The organism is Ammoniphilus soli (genome assembly GCF_040813775.1).
In genome coordinates this window covers 398979-416598 of sequence record NZ_JBEGDL010000003.1, presented here as the reverse complement: position 1 = coordinate 416598, position 17620 = coordinate 398979, and the positions used below count along the sequence as shown (strand labels likewise).

Below are 17620 nucleotides of genomic sequence, written 5' to 3'. Positions count from 1 at the left end.
TCATCACACTAATGTAATTAACAAGGATCTCTGCTTCGGGATGGGAGAGGTAACCGACAATGACCAGCAGGTTAGCTTTCCTTAGTATCGGACTTCTATAGTTGGACAAGCCCAGCACAATAATAATGAAGAATGAAATGAAATATTGGACAAGATAGCCTGTACTTGTGATAGAATATAAAGAAATATAGTAATTCTTTCGCCAAGCTCTAGAAAGGAAAGTGAAAGGAGGATTCAGCGTTTGCAACTGTTTACCAAAAAGAATCAGGTGCCAAGCGAATACAAGACGAAGGAAGAACTGCAAAAGATGGGCAAGATTCCGGTTGGTGCCCCGATTGCAAAGTTAAAGGATAAGGATCGGTATCATTATTTATTTGACCTCAAACAATCCGCGCCGATTCCATCCCGTCATTCCACCCAGATTAACCCAACGGTTGACAACTTAGCCAAGGCTTTGTTTGCTGTCAATCGACATGCCAAAACAAGCCCGCAACCCCAGAAGCTGTATCAGCTGAAAACCTCTGTTATCGAAAAGCTAATCGATGAAGGGAAAGCGAGTAAGGTAGGGCTTCAGCAATCGCCAAATCCAAGCAAATATCATCAGCAGACTTCAAACACCCTGGTAAAGGTTGGAGAGTATGGTTTCCACATCCTTTCCACCCGTGAAGATCTTCTTTCATTGCCTCACCTCGGAGAGTGGAGCGACGACTTCCGCAATCCAACTGAAACGTTTCCACTGCGCCAAGCGGTACAGCTGCTTGAGCAATATATCCGCCCATTGGAAACTCATCCGCCTGCAAATATAAAACGACCTGCCCCCAACCCGAAGCCGAATCATCGAAGAAAACCGTTTTTTGATCCATTTCCGAAAAGATGATTGAAAGCCCTCCACCTGGCGTGCATCACGCTAGGCAGAGGGCTCTTTAGTCTATCTATCCCGTTCCGCGTATTCTTTGATCATCGCCTTGATGCTCATGAGCAAACCGGAGACGAAGCAAGTAATAGTCATGATCCAGTCCAGCCAGAAGAAACAGAGTAAGCTAGAGACGAAGGTATAGGCCAGCCAGCCAAGTGATTCTCCCATGCAGCCGGCTCCTTACAGCGATCCGGGTTCTGTAGGGGATGGGGCATCTACTTTTTTATCTTTTTCAAAGTAAATATCGGCGATGACATCAGCTAAAGCGGCAGCTGTATTATAACTTTCCTCTAAAGTATTATCGATTCCGCCAATTTCAATTAAAATGCTTTGCGGAGAAACGGATTGGTTATATTCCCCATTTCCTTCTGACTTTCCTAAAACCCCGATGGATAAGCCAGGATACTTTTTCTCCAAGCCATAGTGAATTTTCTTTGCCAGCTCAGCATTCTGCTCCCAGTATTTGTTCCGTTTTCCGATTACGAAATAAGGGCGTGCATAGGATTTTCCATTTACGATAGCCGTTGTTTGGTCCTTAGGCTTAGAATCGCGATGAAGATCAAAAATAAATCCAATGTTCCCGTGCTGTTTTATCGCCGCTTGTACGGTTTTTAATGAGGCAGCATACGAGAATGCGTAGGGGAGGCCTTGTTCTTTCAGTTTTTCTTGATGATTGGTTTGGTCAAAGATAGATTGGATTCCTCGACGGTCCAATTCCTCAGCTAATCGCTTGCTGACCAGAGTAATATTCTTTTCCTCGTCCGTTACACTGGGGTTGTCAGATACATGTGTCCAGGATTCCGTATTATGTGTGTTATAAATGAAAACCATGGAAGACTTGGTTTCGGCTGTTACCTTTTTTTCTTCTGCTTCCTTTTCAGGCATCGTTGCCGTAGATTCTGAAGCTAAAAGAGTGTCCGTAGGAGGAGGAGATTCAATGACAAAGTTTTGCAGATTTACGTTTGAACCGGATGCAAGAACCTCGACGTGAAACATGGAGAGTCCAGGAAGCTCTCTGCCCAAGAGTGAGCGCAAGTCCGTAGTCTGAAGGCTCGTCATAGTTTCAAATAAGAATAAGGAAAGTGGTTTAGGTCTTTCTTCCATTGTTCTTTTTTGATACCGCAGATAAGGAATTTCCATTTCAAAAGCATGGATGATCGTTTCGTAAGATATTTGGGTCATAGCTTGTCTCATGGAGGGAGACGATATCTTCATGGATGCTTGGCTGAATAGCCAGGCGAAAGAAAGGAATAAGACCGTACTGGAAAGAGATAATAGGATAAAGAGATTGGGAAGACCCATTTTATATATTCGATTCATGGCAAGCCACCTTTTAACTAGTCCTTTTTAGCATTATATGGGGGAAAAGGGGCTAGCATTCCAAAGGGGAGCATAAAAATGAAAAAAGGCATATCTGCTTGCTAGCGTAAATAGCAAGTACATATGCCTTTTTTAGCTCTATTATTTGTTATGTGACAAACCGGTGATTGCCGATTGTCATCGTTACACTTCGACTGTGCAAAAAGCGGTTATCGGTTTTACCCGGGTTGAAGAAATATAAGGCCCCTAAGGTCGGGTCTGCCCCTTCCATTGCTTCTCGTACAGCACGTATTGTTCCATCTTTGGGGGTCATACTGAAGATCCTTTTCGTCGCTACAGGGGTGAACTGCGCTTCCTCAAAGATGACCGATTTAATCGTCTTGGGGAAGTCGGTCGAGTTTGTCCGATTTAAGATCACAGCGGCTACGGCTACCTTACCCTGATAAGGCTCTCCAGAAGCTTCCGCTTCTACCAGTTTGGCTAACCAGTAAATATCGCTTTCCTTCTGATTATCGGCGATGAAGATAATGGACTGGGAGGGTTCCCATTCAACCTGCTTATCCAGTTCTTCGCTAATGAATCTGAGCGGGACATAGGTACGGTCGTTATAAATGATAGGGGCTTGTTGAAGCCGTTTAGTCTGTCCATTCACTTCCGCTGCCAATTGATCGATTCCGAGTTTTATCATTTTTGGGGATCCTTGCAGCGTAACCATATTAGATTTCTCATCCCAATCTACCTGAACGCCCAGGGTTTCGGCGATCGAACGCAAGGGAACCATCGTTGTCCCCTCCTTAATAAACGGCGGACTGCGATCAAAGCTCATGGGCTGGTTATTTACGTATACTTCGATGACTTTCTCATGAGCTTGCGTTATAGTAGTAAAGCAGAGAAAGCAAAGTAAAAATGAAAGCATGTACCAGAACGTTCTCATAGGCTGAACTCCTTGTTGTGTCTCTTTACCATATATAAAGCTTCATTGAAGCATTTCAGGGTAGCAAGACCACCTTTACAGGAAGCGGTCTCATATATTATAACGGAAGATGGAGTGGAATACGAGTGAAAATGACAAAAATCGACACCTTAGATATTGGATTAGCTGAAAAAAAATGTGACCGAAGTAAGATGGTTGAGGCTATACAAAATATGTCTGATCGTGAATATGCCATGGTAGCCAAAGCTATTGGGGCCGTGGAAGCGATGCGGGAAAATAAATATCCGTTTATGGGCAATTTCCTTCAGCTGAAGCTGATCGAACCTGAGAACAGTGAGCATTTCAGTTGCTCCATGCCTATTACTAGAGACATATTAAACCCTTACCGAATTGTATACGGAGGAATCACGGCCTTGCTGGCGGATATGGCCATGGGGTGGATGCTGGAGGAACTGATCGATCCGAAGGATAAGGTAGTCACTCTTGATATGAACGTGAACTACCATAACCCTGGAAGGGGCAAAGAGCTAATTGCCCATTGCCGATTGAGCCATAGGGCACAGAATATTATGCAAGCTACCTGCCGGATCGTAAACGACCGAGGTGAGGTCATTGTTACCGCAACCGGGACATTCCTTCACCTCATTCGCGCCTGCAAGGAATAAAGATCATTCTTCAGCTGGTCGATTCACCATATGATATGCGGTTTGAGTCAAACGCCCGAACATAAAATCACGGATAGGACCTTCTAGCCCGATTTGCTCCATCGCTTGATTCATGCAGGAAAGCCATGCTTCCGCACGCTTAGGGGTAATCGGAAAGGGGAGGTGGCGAGCCCTTAGCATGGGATGGCCATGCTGTTCGGAGTAAAGCAAAGGACCGCCGAAGAACTGCGTGAGAAACAGGTATTGCTTTTCCCTTGTCTCGGTTAGATCCTTTGGAAAGATTGGGCTAAGCTCCGGATGGACGGCCACGAGATCATAAAACGCGTTCACAAGCTTGCCTACTGTTTCCGCCCCGCCGATCAGCTCATAAGGCGATTTATCAAAAGATGGATTCAAGGTTTCTGCCTCCTTATTTAATTGTATTTCTATACTTATTGTACATGATAAGAAGTGTATAGGTAAAATAACGAACGTTAATAATGTTATTTTGAACATCTTTCGTTTTTGTGTTACAATACGTACGTTTTATGTAAAGTACTGAAGTTGAAGGGATGGATAAGGATGAGTATATATCATATTCTGGGCGCGAAGCAGTTTAATCGGGAAGCCTTGGAGGAGATCTTCGAGCTTTCTGCCGATATGGAGCAGGTGGAAGCTAGCGGCGGATCGGATCGCTACAAAAATAAAGTCATGACTACCTTGTTTTTTGAGCCAAGCACCAGAACAAGATTATCCTTTGAGTCAGCGATGTGCCGCTTGGGGGGGAAGGTCATCGGAACAGAAAATGCCGCTCAATTCTCTTCAGCCATTAAAGGAGAGACACTGGAGGATACGATTCGCATTGTATCTGGATATAGCGACGTAATCGTTATGCGCCATACGGAGATTGGCGCAGCCGAGAAGGCGGCCTCCGTTGCAAGCGTTCCGATCATTAATGCTGGAGATGGTGCAGGTGAACATCCTACGCAGGCTCTACTTGATATCTATACGATAAAAAAAGAGATCGGGCGAGTGGACGACCTGCATATTGCCATGATTGGAGATTTAACCTATGGGCGAACCGTTCATTCACTTTCCTACCTTTTAGCCAATTTCAACAATATCACGATCTATTATACCGCTCCGGAAAATGTGCTCATTCCTCCTTATGTGAAGAAGTTTTTAGAGGAAAAGCAAATTCGCTTCTATGAAACGCAAGATTTGGAAGAGGTGGCTTCTAAAGCGGATGTTCTCTACCAGACTCGAATTCAAAAAGAACGTTTTCCTTCCTTGGAGGAGTACGAAAAGGCTCAAGGCAAATATATTATCGACCAAAAGGTACTCGATGTGATGAAGCCCCACGGGATTATCCTTCATCCTCTTCCGAGGGCAGGCGAAATAGCGCCTGAAGTAGATTTAGATCAAAGAGCTGCGTATTTCAGACAAGCTCAAAATGGACTCTACGTTCGTATGGCCTTGATTCATAAATGTTTTGAAAAACTGGGCTTTGTGAAGAAATAGACAGATTCTCTAGTCAATAGCTAATGCCACACCAGTTTGTCGATCGTGTGACATTTTGCACAGCACATGCGCTACAACCCCAGTATGATAAGAGTACCACCAATTCTGGATCATATGAAATGGGAGCCGGTGGACTACAATTTTGGGGGAGAGTACAATGTGGTTGAAGCAAAAAGGATACATTATTTTGCTTAATGCTTTGGTTGGTGGTGGATATGTTGCAGCTATTCTCCTGCTGATTCATTGGGTTTCTACCGTGCATGTCGGTATAGGGGCGTTCTTTGTTCCACTTGGCCTGCTCGTTCTGATTATACTTGGATGGATGGCGGCAGATCGAAGAAAATATCCATCCCATCGGACCATGCCACGCAATGTTCAAACGAATAGTTGAAGGCCAATAATTCCCTGGAAGAAACAAACAGGGAATTTTATTTTTATATAGAGGAATACATAAAAAACATTATGTTAATTAATAAATAATTTCCTTCCTTTGTTTTTTTCTTAGTGAAAATGGATAACGTAGTAAAAGAGTATATTGAGTAATAATTACAAGGAGGGATAAGGATGATAATCCATCCGAATGACTCGGGGCATTCTCCCCAAATTCGGCAAGGAGTGGAACATGATCTCGGTGCAGCCCCGTACATGGAATATTTCCAACGGACAGGACCGCTTGTAGACTTATATGAAACGATAGAAGAAGTTGTTGTTTCCTGTGAGGTACCAGGATTGCAACGGAAGGATGACGTGCATATTCACGTCACGGGAAGGCACCTAACCATCAACGGCATCATCCAAAGAGCTTCCGAGGATGCGCAGGATAATCGATACCACCGTACAGAACGGTACTTTGGCAATTTTTACAGAATGGTTGATTTGCCCCATAAGGTAGTTGAAGAAAGTGCCAAAGCATCTTACCGGAATGGGGTATTGGAAATCCGGATGAGAAAAGCGGGTGCAGATCAAGGAAAAAAAATTGAAGTGGATTTTCACTAATAATGAAATGAATTGTTGCGGAGGAGATCATGAAGATCTCTTCCGTTTTTCATTTAAAGTGATGGTTTCGGCGAGTTTTCCTGCAGGCGGAGTAGAACGGGTTGGAACTGCACACTCTATAAAGAGGAATGGAAAGGGGTGATGGACAAAGTGTTTATGAAAAATCGTACGCGTGAAGCTCATCAAGAGGGTTTTAAACAAGGGATGTGGACGGCTTTGCTTATCGCATCTCCCTTTATTGCTGCTGGGGCAAAGTGGATGTTGGAGAACGCTGATCCCATGGTTAACCGGATGAGACATTTAAAAGAGTCGGATTTTTATACTCAGCTATTCAATCAAGAAGTACACCAAGAGAAAGAAGCGAATCGCAAGCTATCCAAATTTCGCAACGGCGAAGGAAACTACGGAAATTATGATGTGGAAGTTTCCGATGAGGACGATGAGGCGCTGTTTCATATGATTAAAGAGATTACTAAAAAAGAATTGAGCAAAACGAAGGAGCAGGGCTAAGCCATGCTCCTTTTTCATTTGGTTTGTTCCTTTGGTGTAACATACATCCCATCATGAAATGAGATGAGAATATTTTCGCCGATAGGCACAAAGAAAAAGTCGCTCCATTCGTGTGCATACTCCCGAGCGGCTTTTTGGGCTGCCTCCTTACACTCGGTACAAGGCATTTCAAGCATGACAGCTGTTTGCGGGTTTAGTCTTTCAATCAGCTTTTGGCTATTTTGGACGCCGCTAGGGCGATCCGGGACTGTCATAATATGAGCGCGCAATAAGGGATGCTGTTCGATTAGCCGGGTTTCGGCATCTTCCCTGATGTCATTGGTCAGAAGAACTCGCAGGTCTTGGTAGCGCAGGAGGTTAACCATAGAATTGTTAGCGTGGTCTGAGTATAAAGGCCGCAATGGACTAAGTACTTCCAAATCAATTTTCTTCTCTTCTGATAGAACTAAGCGATCGCCGGCTCGAAGGGTAAGCAGGATAATGGAGGGATCTAAAGTGTATTGGTCCTTTGTGAGGGCTGGTACATAAATTTTTGCTGCCGGGTGGTGCTTAAGAAGAGATTTGATTCCGCCGGTATTTTCTACCCCAGGATTAGAAAGCAGGATGTCAGAAACCTGCGTAATCCCATGCTTCTGAAGGTAGTCACGCAGCTCATCGCTGTCCTGTTCGTGCCCAGCGTCGATCAGTATGGCTCGTTCACCGATTTGGATCATGGTTGTTTTCCCGATTTTAAGGTTGATAAAGTGGAGAACCATATCCTGTTCATGCAAATTGATGGTCTGTTCTGCCGTTCCTTCAAGGTTATTCCTTGTTCCCGCTGAGGTCAAATGCAGGTAATGCAGCAGCAAATACAGAGTCAGTACGGTTAGAAGAACACTGAAAAAAATCGATTGAAGCAGAAAGCGCAACATAAGCTATCGTCCTTTTAAGAAGGTTTTATATTATTTCTATTTTTCCATGAAGGGTAACATGTCTGGATTTCTTGATTCCTTGACGATTTTCAGTTTTCTTAGTTAATTTAACTTGAACTTCATGTGGACAAGGGGTAAGATTGAAAACGTATATAGATAGAAACAACAAGTTATTGGAGGGAAACTAGATGTCCATGCCAACCGGAGCAAGTATGCATATCATTATAAGGATTCAGCTTGAAAGAGAGCATATCTCTTTTGGTGACATTGCAAAAGCCATAGGTGATACAGGCGGGGATATCGTCGGTATTGACGTAATCTCTTCCAGTAAAACCCATGCCATTCGAGACATTACTGTAAACGTGACGGATACCAAGCACAGCCAGCTGATCAGCGAGGCTATTTCCGCAATCAATGGGGCGACAGTCATTAACGTATCTGACCGCACCTTCTTGATGCATATCGGCGGGAAAATTGAAATGAAGTCGAAGATTCCGGTTAAGAACCGAGATGATTTATCCCGCGTCTATACACCGCATGTGGCTCGCGTCTGTACGGCGATTCAAGAAGAGCCTAGCAAGGCTTACTCCCTAACGATTAAGCGAAATACGGTAGCCGTTGTATCTGACGGAACGGCAGTGCTGGGTTTGGGCGACATCGGACCGGCAGCAGCGATGCCGGTAATGGAAGGGAAAGCGATGTTGTTTAAGCAGTTTGCCAATGTAGATTCCTTCCCTTTATGCTTGGATACGAAAGATACAGAAGAAATTATCAGTATTATTAAAGCGATTGCACCAGCCTTTGGCGGGATCAATTTAGAAGACATCTCCTCTCCTCGCTGCTTTGAGATTGAAGAGCGCTTAAAGAAAGAATTGGATATTCCTGTTTTTCATGATGATCAGCATGGAACGGCTGTTGTCTTGTTGGCTGGATTAATTAACGCTCTTAAAATAGTGGGCAAGAACCTAGAGGATTTAAAAGTCATTATCACAGGAATCGGCGCAGCTGGAATTGCTTGTACGAAGATTCTATTGGCTGCAGGCGTGAAGAATGTGATTGGGGTGGATCGTTATGGTGCGATCAACCGTGACATGAAGTATGACAATCCGCAATGGACCTCATATGCCCAAATTACGAACCCGCACAACCTAAGCGGAAATCTGTCCGATGTGATAGAAGATGCAGATGTCTTTATTGGAGTATCCGGTCCAGGAATTCTGAAGGTAGAGGATGTCCGCAAGATGGCCAAAGATCCGATTGTATTTGCCATGGCTAACCCAGTGCCTGAAATCGATCCGGATTTGGCGGAGCCTTATGTACGGGTGATGGCAACCGGAAGATCCGATTATCCAAATCAGATTAACAACGTTTTGTGCTTCCCAGGGATTTTCCGTGGAGCCCTCGACTGTCGGGCTTCTGAAATCAATGAAGCGATGAAGCTGGCAGCTGCACAAGCTATCGCTTCAGTCGTATCCGATGAGGAGTTAAGTGAAACGTATATTATTCCAAGTGTATTTAATAATAAAGTAGTGGAGCGGGTAAGAGAAGCAGTGATCAAGGCAGCCAACCAAACCGGTGTGGCCAGAAAAGACCCGCGTGACTTGAAGTAATAATTATGTGATTTGGCAATAAAGGAATAGAACGGTTTTGTTAGGTGAAAATTATTAAGGCCTAAAAACTGTAAAGATGGTGAGAATCATGATATTCCTTGAACCCCAATTCCGTAATGAACATGGCGAGATCTTGAATGTAGTCAATGCAAAGGGAAAAGCGGTGGGTTATCTTTCCTACATGTATAAGGATCAAGGCGATCTTTATGTATTGGGGCAGTTGGAGGATGAAGGAGAGAAGCAAAACTTTCTGGATGTCACAACCCACTTTATAGATGGTCTCAAGCAATCCGTCATTGGTAATGAGGAGACCGACCCATATGTCTATATTCATTTGGGTGGAGAAGTCCTTAAGGTTGAAAAAAGCGAAGAGAAAGACGCTGAAAAAACAGAAGAAGAATAGGCATATGGTAACTTTTATAGCCTTTGGTAATAATTATTGTTATACAATAAGCCAGCCATATGATATTGTTTAAGTATCAATTAACTAATGCTTTTGGTTGGTTGAGAGTTATTGGCTTCCTCGTTTGAGGAAGCTTTTTTCTTTACATAATGTTTCTTCTCAAAGGAAATAAATATGGATAGTTCCGAGTGGAGGAGGCGTAGATTTGTTACATCAAGAACAGCCACGAATGGGAATTTCTTCAATTATTTATGATTTGACGAAGTGGGATTTTAAGGTACAGCATAGCGGGTTGGACTCCTTAGACATTACTTTGACCAGAGATGGAGAAGAGGTCACTGATGTTTCATTTTCCGATGAGGAAATGAAGGTTTTTCGCAAAAGGGATTTATCCCCCCTTGAAGAGAAGGAAATGCAAATCTTCTTAGATGACTTGCTATGGGAAGACGAATTTGTGAATTTTTCGCATTTAGGGACGCTTCAGGTGGAATATCACAATGGTCGAGAGCTGGCACGGATGTTAGAAGAAAAATATAAGGACGACTTGCTGTATGTCCGATACAATGAAGAATCAGAGTTTATGGCTTACCTGGAAGAGGCATCCATTAAGCGGATGGATGGATCAGATACGCTGGTTTGTTACTTTAATCCGGTTGATGACGAGGAGGAATCCGAAGTGATTCGGGTTACCGTATTACTCAAAGCGGGCGAGAAAGCGATTGCTACGGCGAATGCCCTGAAGGTTGAGGGTGGAGGCGACGTGCTCGAGATCTCACGCCATGTAGAACATGTACACTAGAATAGCAGGCCATGCGGGCGAGCTCCCGCATGGCCTGTTTTATATAGGCATACACCCATCCGGCCCCTTTTGCATATGTTGTATGACCGGCAGGCACAAACCTGTTTGACTACAACAGAAGAAGCAAGGAGTGTTAAGGATGGCAGGAAAAATAAAAAATTATTATGCAGGAGGCAACACGGCAAGGGGCTTCCATCATTTTTATGACTCAAACCTGCAAGGTTTAGATCGGTTATTTATTTTAAAGGGAGGTCCTGGAACAGGTAAATCTTCCCTAATGAAAAGCATAGCGAGCAAGTTCTCGGAACAGGGCTATGACATCGAACTATTGCATTGCTCCTCAGATAATGAATCCATTGATGGAGTGATTATTCCTGAGTTAAAGACAGGTATTGTCGATGGAACCGCTCCGCATGTGATAGAGCCGAAGGCCCCGGGAGCCGTTGAACAGTACGTTAACCTCGGATGTGCTTGGGATGCTCAAAAATTATCCCTGCACAAGCAGGAAATTCAAGAAGTTTCGGGACAAATTGCAGAGTCTTTTCAAGAGGCCTATGCGTTGTTTTCACAAGCCTTAAGCATTCATGATGAGTGGGAAAAAATTTACATTGAAAATATGGATTTTGAGCAAGCGAATCAATTGACGCATGAGTTGATTGATCGCCTGTTTTCCGGCAAAAAGTTAGCAAAACAGCCCGATGTCCGCCATCGCTATCTTGGAGCGGCGACCCCGAAGGGAGCAGTGGACTTTATCCAAAATCTGACTGAGGATGTGGGCAAGAGATATTTTATCAAAGGACGCCCCGGGTCCGGAAAATCTACGATGCTGAAGAAGCTCGCATCGGAAGCGGAGCAGCGTGGTTTTGATGTAGAGATATATCATTGCGGATTTGATCCCAACAGTTTAGATATGGTCACCGTAAGGGAATTGGGTTTTGCCATATTTGATAGCACGGCTCCTCATGAATATTTTCCTGAGCGTGCAAACGATGAAATCATTGATATGTACGAGAGAGCGATTACACCGGGAACCGACGAAAAATATGCCGATGAGCTTCAAGAAATCTCCCTGCGCTATTCAAATAAAATGAAGGAGGCCATTTCTTCCCTGGCTAAGGCCAAAACGCTTCATGATCGCCTCGAAAAGATTTATATTGAGGCCATGGATTTCAGCAAGGTCAACCAGCTGAAAGCTGAAATCGAGGAAGAAATCGACAAATTAGCGCAAGTTGCTGCCTCCAAGCAAACTCCTTAAAACGGGAAAGGAAGAGAGTTTTCTCTCTTCCTTGCTTTATTGCAAAGAACTATTTCAAGAATATTTGTAAAAAAATAAAAATCTTTGTTAAAAGCAGTCGAAAAAAAGAGAACGATTTTTGTTGGAAAAGGCCCACTAATTATTTACAATTATAGACAAGGATAGCAAACTTCGAGTAACTTGATGCATATTGACTAATTTTGGGACAAGCTGGACTATAACACGACAAAGGGTGTTGATGAACATGGAAAATAACGTATTCTTAATTGGAAAAAGAATCAGAGGGCACCACTTGATCGTTACGAAGGGCATGCTTTCTCCGGAGCAATTGGATGGGATGAATCGGAAGGGATGGATTCTTTCTAAGATGAGGCAACAACAGGCAAATTTTCATTATGATTTTGTAAGAGGAATAACACAAGCTCAAATAGTAGGATTTTGATGCTGCTCCCGGGATGAGGGGGGCGGTATTTTTTTCCCTTAAAATAAAAGAGGGCTGGCCACATGATGCACCGCAGCCAGCTTATCCATTTACTGTCCATCCGGTGGCAAAACAACGGTAGGGACTACGACCCATGTCGCTTTTCCAGGCACGCCCACGGCAGCGCCAGATTTCGTCTGCTCTAGCAGCTTGACAATGACATTGAGCCGTTTAGATGGCTTATTGATGGGAAGGTTGGTAAATGTGATTAATTTTGATTCTTTTGGTTTAATTTCAAAGGACTGGACGATGTTTTGGACCTTGGGTGGATCGCCCGGCTTATCAGGATGATCCTCTATCAGAATGGCCGAAATGCGGTCTGCAATTAATTGATCGGTGCCATTGTATAAGGTAACATTGAGGTCAAATTCCCCCCAAATTCTCCCCTGAGCATCCATTTTTTCTGAAGTCAGCTTTACATCTTGGATAATGACAGGGAATACTCCTCCATTCTGGACAGATGCAACATCCATTAAGTCAGAAATCTGTTCATTATGCTGATTTAGCTGTTCTTCTAATTGGGTGACCTTCTGATTAACGCGAGCATATTCATCTTCTTTTAATTTTTGGGTAGTTTCTAGGTCCTTCACTTTATTCTGTAATCGTATAAGTTCAGTATCCATTACTTTTTCTTGAGCACAGCCTGTTAATAGCAGCGGTACAGCAAGAAAGGCAGTAGCGATTAAGCCTTTTTTTAACATGTGCTCCCCCTTGGCAAATACCTTCCATTCTTTTTGCATAACAACTTGAGTATATCATCGCTCTATAAATGTGGCAATGAAGGACTTACCTTGGGACTAAGGTAGGGGATTGATGCCAGTCTATAATCATCAAAAGCGCATCATTGGCATGAACTTCGTAAAGGGCGCCAAAGTACTGTTCGACTAATCGGTTTCGCTCTTCGCGATGGCGGGTTTTATCTTTGCCGTATTTACCGTAAGGTTTGCCGAACAGGCGGGCTTGAACTTGATTTGCATCCCGAAGATAGATTCCTGGCCGATTTTCTTCCGGAAACTGTTTAAGCATATGACCAACTTTTTTTTTATATTTATAGCTGTTTTCGATGAGAATAATATCAGGCAGAAAGGTATTTAGTTTCTCCTGGAGCATCCCAAAACGCTCTGCTTCCGTCTTTCCTGTTATGACCCCCGCTTCTAGGATTTCTGCACCAGAGGACACAGCATATCCGATATGCTCCCCCGGGTCAATCGAAAAAAAAGCATGGTGGTTATTCAACGAAAGTCTCCTTCCTCTTCTGCAGACTGAGGTTTTCTTCACTATATCATGATTGCGGAGAGAAAATCGAATCACTTATTTTAACTTTGCTTTTTGACTTCATTGTTCTACAATAAAATAATGTACATAACACTTGGAGGACTTGGATGAAAGACTTGTTTTTGTTGCAACTTATGAAAATCATGCCTACTCATGCGCTGTCGAGGGTGATCGGGAAATTCGCCCATCATCCGTTGAGCAAGGGCCTCATTCCTATATTTTCCCGAATTTTTCAGATCTCTGTTGAAGAGGCAGAAAAATTGGCTGGCGAATATCGTACATTAAACGAGTTCTTCACCCGTAAGCTAAGAGAGGAGCTTCGCCCCATTGCTTCTTCTCCCAAAGCTGTGGTTAGTCCAGCTGACGGCCGAATTGCGGCATTCGGTGAGATTAAGGAAGGACAGCTTATTCAGGCAAAAGGGGTGACCTATACAGTCTGGAATTTATTGGGCATCCCGGAATCAGAAGCAGCCTCCTACGAGGGAGGCAGGTTTATCACTATATATTTAAGCCCTCGCGATTATCACAGGGTGCATTCTCCCGTTAAAGGGGAGATTACAGACTATAGTTATTTACCAGGAACCCTGTTTCCCGTTAACGCGTTTGGAGTACGTGCCGTGAAGGGACTATTTGCCATGAATGAGCGGCTCATCACCTTTATCCGTTCGAATGCAGGCCGGGTGGGCGTAGTCAAAGTCGGTGCCACAGTTGTAGGAAGCGTCAAAGTTGGATATAGTAAAGAGGCAGGGACCAATATAAAATCAGGTACCTTGGTGCAAACGCATTTGCCTGCTGCGATCCCCGTGGAGCGCGGAGGAGAATTGGGCTTCTTTGAGTTTGGCTCAACCGTTGTGCTTGTCTTTGAAAAGGGAAAAGTGGAGTTTGAAACCCACATCCATGAAGGTATGCAAGTGCAGATGGGTCAACAGATAGGAAAATTGACTGAATAAGATATTATTTCCATTTTTTTTCTTAGGGTAGCTCTTTATTTCATTTCATTTTTGATGTATATTCTATATGTACATATTAGTTTAGGGGGAACATTTTTTGAGTACGATTGAAGTAGGAAAAATTATTGAAGGTACGGTAGTTGGGGTTCAGTCCTTTGGAGCCTTTGTTAGCCTTGGCGATAACAAGCAAGGTCTAGTCCACATTTCCCAGATTTCTTCTTCTTATGTCCAGGATATTAACCAAGTTCTTAAAGTGGACGATAAGGTTCAAGTCAAAGTAACTGAAATCAAACCCGATGGAAAAATCTCCTTAACGATGAGAATCAATGAGGAGCCGAAACCTAATAATCGTCCTCCGTTCAGAAAACGCGATGATCGAGGCCAGGGGCGCCATCAAGCTCCTCAAAAGGATGATTTCGAAAGCCTTATGAAAAAATGGGCGAAAACGAGCGAAGACAAAATGAGCGATCTCGGCAAGCGTGAAAAAAGAAGATAAACCACTCTCCTAGAGTGGTTTTTCCTTTTTTCTTTTAAGAATTTCCAACTGCCGTTCTGCTTAAAATCCCTTTTACATATACTGGAGTTAAATATGGAAATATCGGGAGGGCAGGTTAAGGCTAATGAGGTTCTTAAATAAGGTTAAAGGGACACTCGATATCGCCACCCGGAAGTCTCAGGACGCTTTGGAGATCAATAAACTCAATACGCAGATTAAAAAGCTAGAAACAGATAGGGATCGACTATACCAATCGATTGGAGAAAAGGTGTTCCTTGATCCGGAGATGGAATCCCAAGAAACAAAAAATCATGTGAACGTGCAAGTGCATTCCATTCAGCATCTTCAAAGGCAAATTGAAGGCATGAAAAGCAAGGTGCTTTTGCTAAAGGACCTAGTGTCTTGTGATTCATGCAGTCAAATCGTTCCGATTACGACAAAATTCTGCCCAGACTGCGGAAATAATATTGCCGAACTTGTGAAGAGGACCATGAAAAATCTTGCCCTAGAAGATCAAAAACCCCAAACTTGACGTAAAAAACCCTTGTGTAAAAGGGTTTTTTTGTATTCCTTCTTGCAATATCAGTAAAAAACCAGTACATTTTAAAAGCAAAGGGGGAAGTCCAGTTGAGTCAGATGAAAGAGAAGCTATATAGTGATGACGACATAAGAGTCCTCAAAGGTTTGACTGCTGTTCGGGTTAGACCGGGGATGTATATCGGTTCTACGGGAACGAGGGGATTGCATCACTTAGTTTGGGAGATTATCGATAACTCGAAGGATGAGGTGCTTGCAGGATTTTGCGACACTATCCGAGTAACCATACATAAAGACAATAGCGTGACTGTAGAGGACAATGGACGAGGGATACCTACGGGAATAAACCGAGATGAAGGAATACCCACCCCTACGGTCGTTTTTACAGTACTCCATGCAGGCGGCAAATTTGGTGGAGGAGACGGATATAAGAAATCCGGCGGATTGCACGGGGTAGGCGCGAGTGTCGTCAATGCCTTATCGGAATGGCTAGAAGTCCAGATCCATCGTGATGGAAAAATATATAAGCAACGCTTTGAATATATCGAAGAAACATCAAAACAAGAAGAAAAAGTAGGGCATCCCGTGACAGGGCTCGAAGTCGTCGGGAAAACCAATAAAAGGGGCACTATCGTTCGCTTTAAGCCGGATAGCCGCGTATTTAGCGAGACGCAGTTCCATTTTGAAACCTTAAAAGAACGGCTGAAGGATAACGCTTTCCTGTTGAAAGGCGTCACGATTCATCTGAAGGATGAACGAGTGGTTCCTAGCCGTGAGGAAACCTTTCATTTCCAAGAAGGGATTAAGGCGTTTGTTGAATATTTGAACGATGGAAAAACAACGTTCCACAACATTGTTTACTTCGAGGGTGAAAAGGAAGGAATTGATGTTGAATTAGCCTTCCAATACAATGATTCTTCTGTCGATAATTTGCTGTCCTATGTGAATACGATCCCTACGATTGACGAAGGAACGCATGTTTCCGGCTTTCGCAATGCCATAACTAAAGCATTGAATGACTATGCCAGAAAACATAACTACTTGAAGAAAAATGATAAGAACCTCTCCGGAAATGATTACAGGGAAGGCTTGATGGCTGTTCTGAGCATTCGAATGGATAATCCGCAGTTCGAAAGCCAAACGAAGGACAAGCTGGGCAGCGAGGAAGCCAGATCCGCGGTTGAGGGGTTTGTCGGGGAAAAAATGGTATTCTTTTTAGAGGAAAACCCTGAGGTGGCTAAGCTGATCATCGATCGGGCGATCGAATCGCGCCGGATCAAAGAAGAAATCAAGAAAGCAACGGAAGCCCTGAAAAACCCAGGTAAGAAAAAGAAAAAGGGCAGAAAGAGCATCAGCGATAAATTTACTCCTCCTGCCAAGCGGGATCCGGAGAAAAATGAACTCTTCATCGTTGAGGGAGACAGTGCAGGAGGATCAGCCATTAACGGGCGGGATCGAAACTTCCAGGCTGTACTTAGCCTGCGCGGGAAACCCATCAATGTGGAGAAGAAAAAAATTTATGAAGTGATCGGTCCGAGCGGCAACGAGGAAATCAATACGATTGTGGAAGTGATCGAGACAGGCATTGCGGATGAATTCGATGCGAATCGATGTGCTTTTGGAAAAATTATTATCATGACCGATGCCGATTATGATGGAGCGCATATCCAAATTCTTCTGCTGACTTTGTTCTATCGCTACTTTTCTGAACTGGTGAAACGGGGAAAGGTCTATATTGCCCAACCGCCCCTATACAAAGTTTCCAGACCAGATAAAAAGAAGCAAGAAATCATTTACTGCTGGTCGGAAGAAGAAAGAAGCCTTGCTATGAAAAAACTGGGCAAGACGGCAGAAATACAGCGGTATAAAGGCTTAGGCGAAATGAATGCTGAGCAGCTTTGGGATACGACGATGAATCCCGCCACCCGCCGATTGATCCAGGTAGATATTGAAGACGCTGCAGAGGCAGAGCGCATCGTAACCGTTCTGATGGGGGACAAGGTTCCTCCTCGCCGAGAGTGGATTGAACAAAATGTGAAGTTTGTTGTTGAGGAGGAATAGT

The 17620-nt window shown here is 43.7% G+C and carries 22 protein-coding genes; 16 read left to right on the top strand and 6 right to left on the bottom strand.

The window, feature by feature from the left end:
- Positions 1 to 241: 241 nt before the first annotated feature.
- On the top strand, positions 242 to 877 hold the full coding sequence (locus ABLT31_RS09840; RefSeq protein WP_367751176.1) for a YkyB family protein: 636 nt from the start codon (positions 242 to 244) through the stop codon (positions 875 to 877).
- Positions 878 to 1039, top strand: coding sequence for a hypothetical protein (locus ABLT31_RS09835; RefSeq protein WP_367751174.1), 162 nt, complete (start codon positions 878 to 880; stop codon positions 1037 to 1039).
- Positions 1040 to 1096: 57 nt separating this feature from the next.
- Here the strand turns inward: ABLT31_RS09835 and spoIIP are convergent, their stop codons facing one another.
- Both spoIIP and ABLT31_RS09825 read right to left on the bottom strand, forming a co-directional pair.
- On the bottom strand, positions 1097 to 2236 hold the full coding sequence (gene spoIIP / locus ABLT31_RS09830) for a stage II sporulation protein P (protein ID WP_367751172.1): 1140 nt from the start codon (positions 2234 to 2236) through the stop codon (positions 1097 to 1099).
- A gap of 148 nt (positions 2237 to 2384) precedes the next feature.
- Complete coding sequence (locus ABLT31_RS09825; RefSeq protein ID WP_367751170.1) at positions 2385 to 3170, bottom strand: stalk domain-containing protein; 786 nt, start codon at positions 3168 to 3170, stop codon at positions 2385 to 2387.
- A 131-nt stretch (positions 3171 to 3301) separates the two neighbouring features.
- On the opposite strand from ABLT31_RS09825, the gene ABLT31_RS09820 reads away from it, so the two are divergent.
- Positions 3302 to 3835: a PaaI family thioesterase gene (locus ABLT31_RS09820; protein WP_367751369.1), complete on the top strand. Its 534-nt coding sequence runs from the start codon at positions 3302 to 3304 to the stop codon at positions 3833 to 3835.
- Positions 3836 to 3838: 3 nt separating this feature from the next.
- On the opposite strand, the gene ABLT31_RS09815 is transcribed toward ABLT31_RS09820, so the two are convergent.
- On the bottom strand, positions 3839 to 4231 hold the full coding sequence (locus ABLT31_RS09815) for a globin domain-containing protein (RefSeq protein ID WP_367751168.1): 393 nt from the start codon (positions 4229 to 4231) through the stop codon (positions 3839 to 3841).
- Between the two features lie 165 nt (positions 4232 to 4396).
- Between ABLT31_RS09815 and pyrB the strand changes: the two genes are divergently transcribed.
- The 4 genes from pyrB to ABLT31_RS09795 all read left to right on the top strand — a co-directional run bounded on the left by pyrB (position 4397) and on the right by ABLT31_RS09795 (position 6841).
- The gene (gene pyrB, locus ABLT31_RS09810) at positions 4397 to 5335 is read left to right on the top strand and encodes an aspartate carbamoyltransferase (RefSeq protein WP_367751166.1); all 939 of its coding nucleotides are present in this window, start codon (positions 4397 to 4399) and stop codon (positions 5333 to 5335) included.
- Positions 5336 to 5492: 157 nt separating this feature from the next.
- Positions 5493 to 5726 (top strand): hypothetical protein, encoded by a 234-nt coding sequence (locus tag ABLT31_RS09805; protein ID WP_367751164.1) that lies wholly within the window; start codon positions 5493 to 5495, stop codon positions 5724 to 5726.
- Positions 5727 to 5899: 173 nt separating this feature from the next.
- Positions 5900 to 6331 (top strand): Hsp20/alpha crystallin family protein, encoded by a 432-nt coding sequence (locus ABLT31_RS09800; protein ID WP_367751162.1) that lies wholly within the window; start codon positions 5900 to 5902, stop codon positions 6329 to 6331.
- Between the two features lie 156 nt (positions 6332 to 6487).
- On the top strand, positions 6488 to 6841 hold the full coding sequence (locus ABLT31_RS09795; RefSeq protein ID WP_367751160.1) for a hypothetical protein: 354 nt from the start codon (positions 6488 to 6490) through the stop codon (positions 6839 to 6841).
- Between the two features lie 14 nt (positions 6842 to 6855).
- On the opposite strand, the gene ABLT31_RS09790 is transcribed toward ABLT31_RS09795, so the two are convergent.
- Positions 6856 to 7752 (bottom strand): ComEC/Rec2 family competence protein, encoded by an 897-nt coding sequence (locus ABLT31_RS09790; protein WP_367751158.1) that lies wholly within the window; start codon positions 7750 to 7752, stop codon positions 6856 to 6858.
- A 188-nt stretch (positions 7753 to 7940) separates the two neighbouring features.
- Here ABLT31_RS09790 and ABLT31_RS09785 point away from each other — a divergent pair, with 188 nt between their 5' ends.
- The 5 genes from ABLT31_RS09785 (at position 7941) to ABLT31_RS09765 (ending at position 12261) form a co-directional block, all read left to right on the top strand.
- Entirely contained in the window at positions 7941 to 9362 is a 1422-nt protein-coding gene (locus ABLT31_RS09785) for an NAD-dependent malic enzyme (protein WP_367751156.1), read from the top strand.
- A gap of 88 nt (positions 9363 to 9450) precedes the next feature.
- A complete protein-coding gene (locus ABLT31_RS09780) occupies positions 9451 to 9765 on the top strand; it encodes a hypothetical protein (protein WP_367751154.1) in 315 nt (104 codons plus the stop codon).
- A 205-nt stretch (positions 9766 to 9970) separates the two neighbouring features.
- The gene (locus tag ABLT31_RS09775; protein ID WP_367751152.1) at positions 9971 to 10564 is read left to right on the top strand and encodes a hypothetical protein; all 594 of its coding nucleotides are present in this window, start codon (positions 9971 to 9973) and stop codon (positions 10562 to 10564) included.
- 139 nt (positions 10565 to 10703) lie between these two features.
- Positions 10704 to 11819 carry a PRK06851 family protein gene (locus ABLT31_RS09770; protein WP_367751150.1) on the top strand — a complete coding sequence of 372 codons (1116 nt, stop codon included), beginning with the start codon at positions 10704 to 10706 and terminating at the stop codon, positions 11817 to 11819.
- Between the two features lie 244 nt (positions 11820 to 12063).
- Entirely contained in the window at positions 12064 to 12261 is a 198-nt protein-coding gene (locus tag ABLT31_RS09765) for a hypothetical protein (RefSeq protein ID WP_367751148.1), read from the top strand.
- A gap of 89 nt (positions 12262 to 12350) precedes the next feature.
- On the opposite strand, the gene ABLT31_RS09760 is transcribed toward ABLT31_RS09765, so the two are convergent.
- Both ABLT31_RS09760 and ABLT31_RS09755 read right to left on the bottom strand, forming a co-directional pair.
- The gene (locus ABLT31_RS09760) at positions 12351 to 13001 is read right to left on the bottom strand and encodes a tropomyosin (RefSeq protein ID WP_367751145.1); all 651 of its coding nucleotides are present in this window, start codon (positions 12999 to 13001) and stop codon (positions 12351 to 12353) included.
- A gap of 85 nt (positions 13002 to 13086) precedes the next feature.
- Positions 13087 to 13536 (bottom strand): hypothetical protein, encoded by a 450-nt coding sequence (locus ABLT31_RS09755; RefSeq protein ID WP_367751143.1) that lies wholly within the window; start codon positions 13534 to 13536, stop codon positions 13087 to 13089.
- Between the two features lie 146 nt (positions 13537 to 13682).
- On the opposite strand from ABLT31_RS09755, the gene asd reads away from it, so the two are divergent.
- The 4 genes from asd to ABLT31_RS09735 all read left to right on the top strand — a co-directional run bounded on the left by asd (position 13683) and on the right by ABLT31_RS09735 (position 17619).
- Complete coding sequence (gene asd / locus ABLT31_RS09750) at positions 13683 to 14525, top strand: archaetidylserine decarboxylase (protein ID WP_367751141.1); 843 nt, start codon at positions 13683 to 13685, stop codon at positions 14523 to 14525.
- A 97-nt stretch (positions 14526 to 14622) separates the two neighbouring features.
- Positions 14623 to 15021, top strand: coding sequence for a S1 RNA-binding domain-containing protein (locus ABLT31_RS09745; RefSeq protein ID WP_367751139.1), 399 nt, complete (start codon positions 14623 to 14625; stop codon positions 15019 to 15021).
- Between the two features lie 124 nt (positions 15022 to 15145).
- Positions 15146 to 15553, top strand: a complete 408-nt coding sequence (locus tag ABLT31_RS09740) for a hypothetical protein (RefSeq protein ID WP_367751137.1) — start codon at positions 15146 to 15148, stop codon at positions 15551 to 15553.
- 104 nt (positions 15554 to 15657) lie between these two features.
- On the top strand, positions 15658 to 17619 hold the full coding sequence (locus ABLT31_RS09735) for a DNA gyrase/topoisomerase IV subunit B (protein ID WP_367751367.1): 1962 nt from the start codon (positions 15658 to 15660) through the stop codon (positions 17617 to 17619).
- The last annotated feature ends 1 nt before the right edge of the window (position 17620 follow it).

Bases quoted from the DNA above. Each gene is read 5' to 3' on its own strand.
- ABLT31_RS09805 (WP_367751164.1), top strand. From the start codon at position 5,493: ATGTGGTTGAAGCAAAAAGGATACATTATTTTGCTTAATGCTTTGGTT.
- ABLT31_RS09800 (WP_367751162.1), top strand. From the start codon at position 5,900: ATGATAATCCATCCGAATGACTCGGGGCATTCTCCCCAAATTCGGCAA.
- ABLT31_RS09765 (WP_367751148.1), top strand. From the start codon at position 12,064: ATGGAAAATAACGTATTCTTAATTGGAAAAAGAATCAGAGGGCACCAC.
- ABLT31_RS09785 (WP_367751156.1), top strand. From the start codon at position 7,941: ATGTCCATGCCAACCGGAGCAAGTATGCATATCATTATAAGGATTCAG.
- ABLT31_RS09780 (WP_367751154.1), top strand. From the start codon at position 9,451: ATGATATTCCTTGAACCCCAATTCCGTAATGAACATGGCGAGATCTTG.
- ABLT31_RS09825 (WP_367751170.1), bottom strand. From the start codon at position 3,170: ATGAGAACGTTCTGGTACATGCTTTCATTTTTACTTTGCTTTCTCTGC.
- ABLT31_RS09770 (WP_367751150.1), top strand. From the start codon at position 10,704: ATGGCAGGAAAAATAAAAAATTATTATGCAGGAGGCAACACGGCAAGG.
- ABLT31_RS09735 (WP_367751367.1), top strand. From the start codon at position 15,658: ATGAAAGAGAAGCTATATAGTGATGACGACATAAGAGTCCTCAAAGGT.
- ABLT31_RS09790 (WP_367751158.1), bottom strand. From the start codon at position 7,752: ATGTTGCGCTTTCTGCTTCAATCGATTTTTTTCAGTGTTCTTCTAACC.
- spoIIP (WP_367751172.1), bottom strand. From the start codon at position 2,236: ATGAATCGAATATATAAAATGGGTCTTCCCAATCTCTTTATCCTATTA.
- asd (WP_367751141.1), top strand. From the start codon at position 13,683: ATGAAAGACTTGTTTTTGTTGCAACTTATGAAAATCATGCCTACTCAT.
- ABLT31_RS09820 (WP_367751369.1), top strand. From the start codon at position 3,302: ATGACAAAAATCGACACCTTAGATATTGGATTAGCTGAAAAAAAATGT.
- ABLT31_RS09760 (WP_367751145.1), bottom strand. From the start codon at position 13,001: ATGTTAAAAAAAGGCTTAATCGCTACTGCCTTTCTTGCTGTACCGCTG.
- pyrB (WP_367751166.1), top strand. From the start codon at position 4,397: ATGAGTATATATCATATTCTGGGCGCGAAGCAGTTTAATCGGGAAGCC.
- ABLT31_RS09740 (WP_367751137.1), top strand. From the start codon at position 15,146: ATGAGGTTCTTAAATAAGGTTAAAGGGACACTCGATATCGCCACCCGG.
- ABLT31_RS09795 (WP_367751160.1), top strand. From the start codon at position 6,488: ATGAAAAATCGTACGCGTGAAGCTCATCAAGAGGGTTTTAAACAAGGG.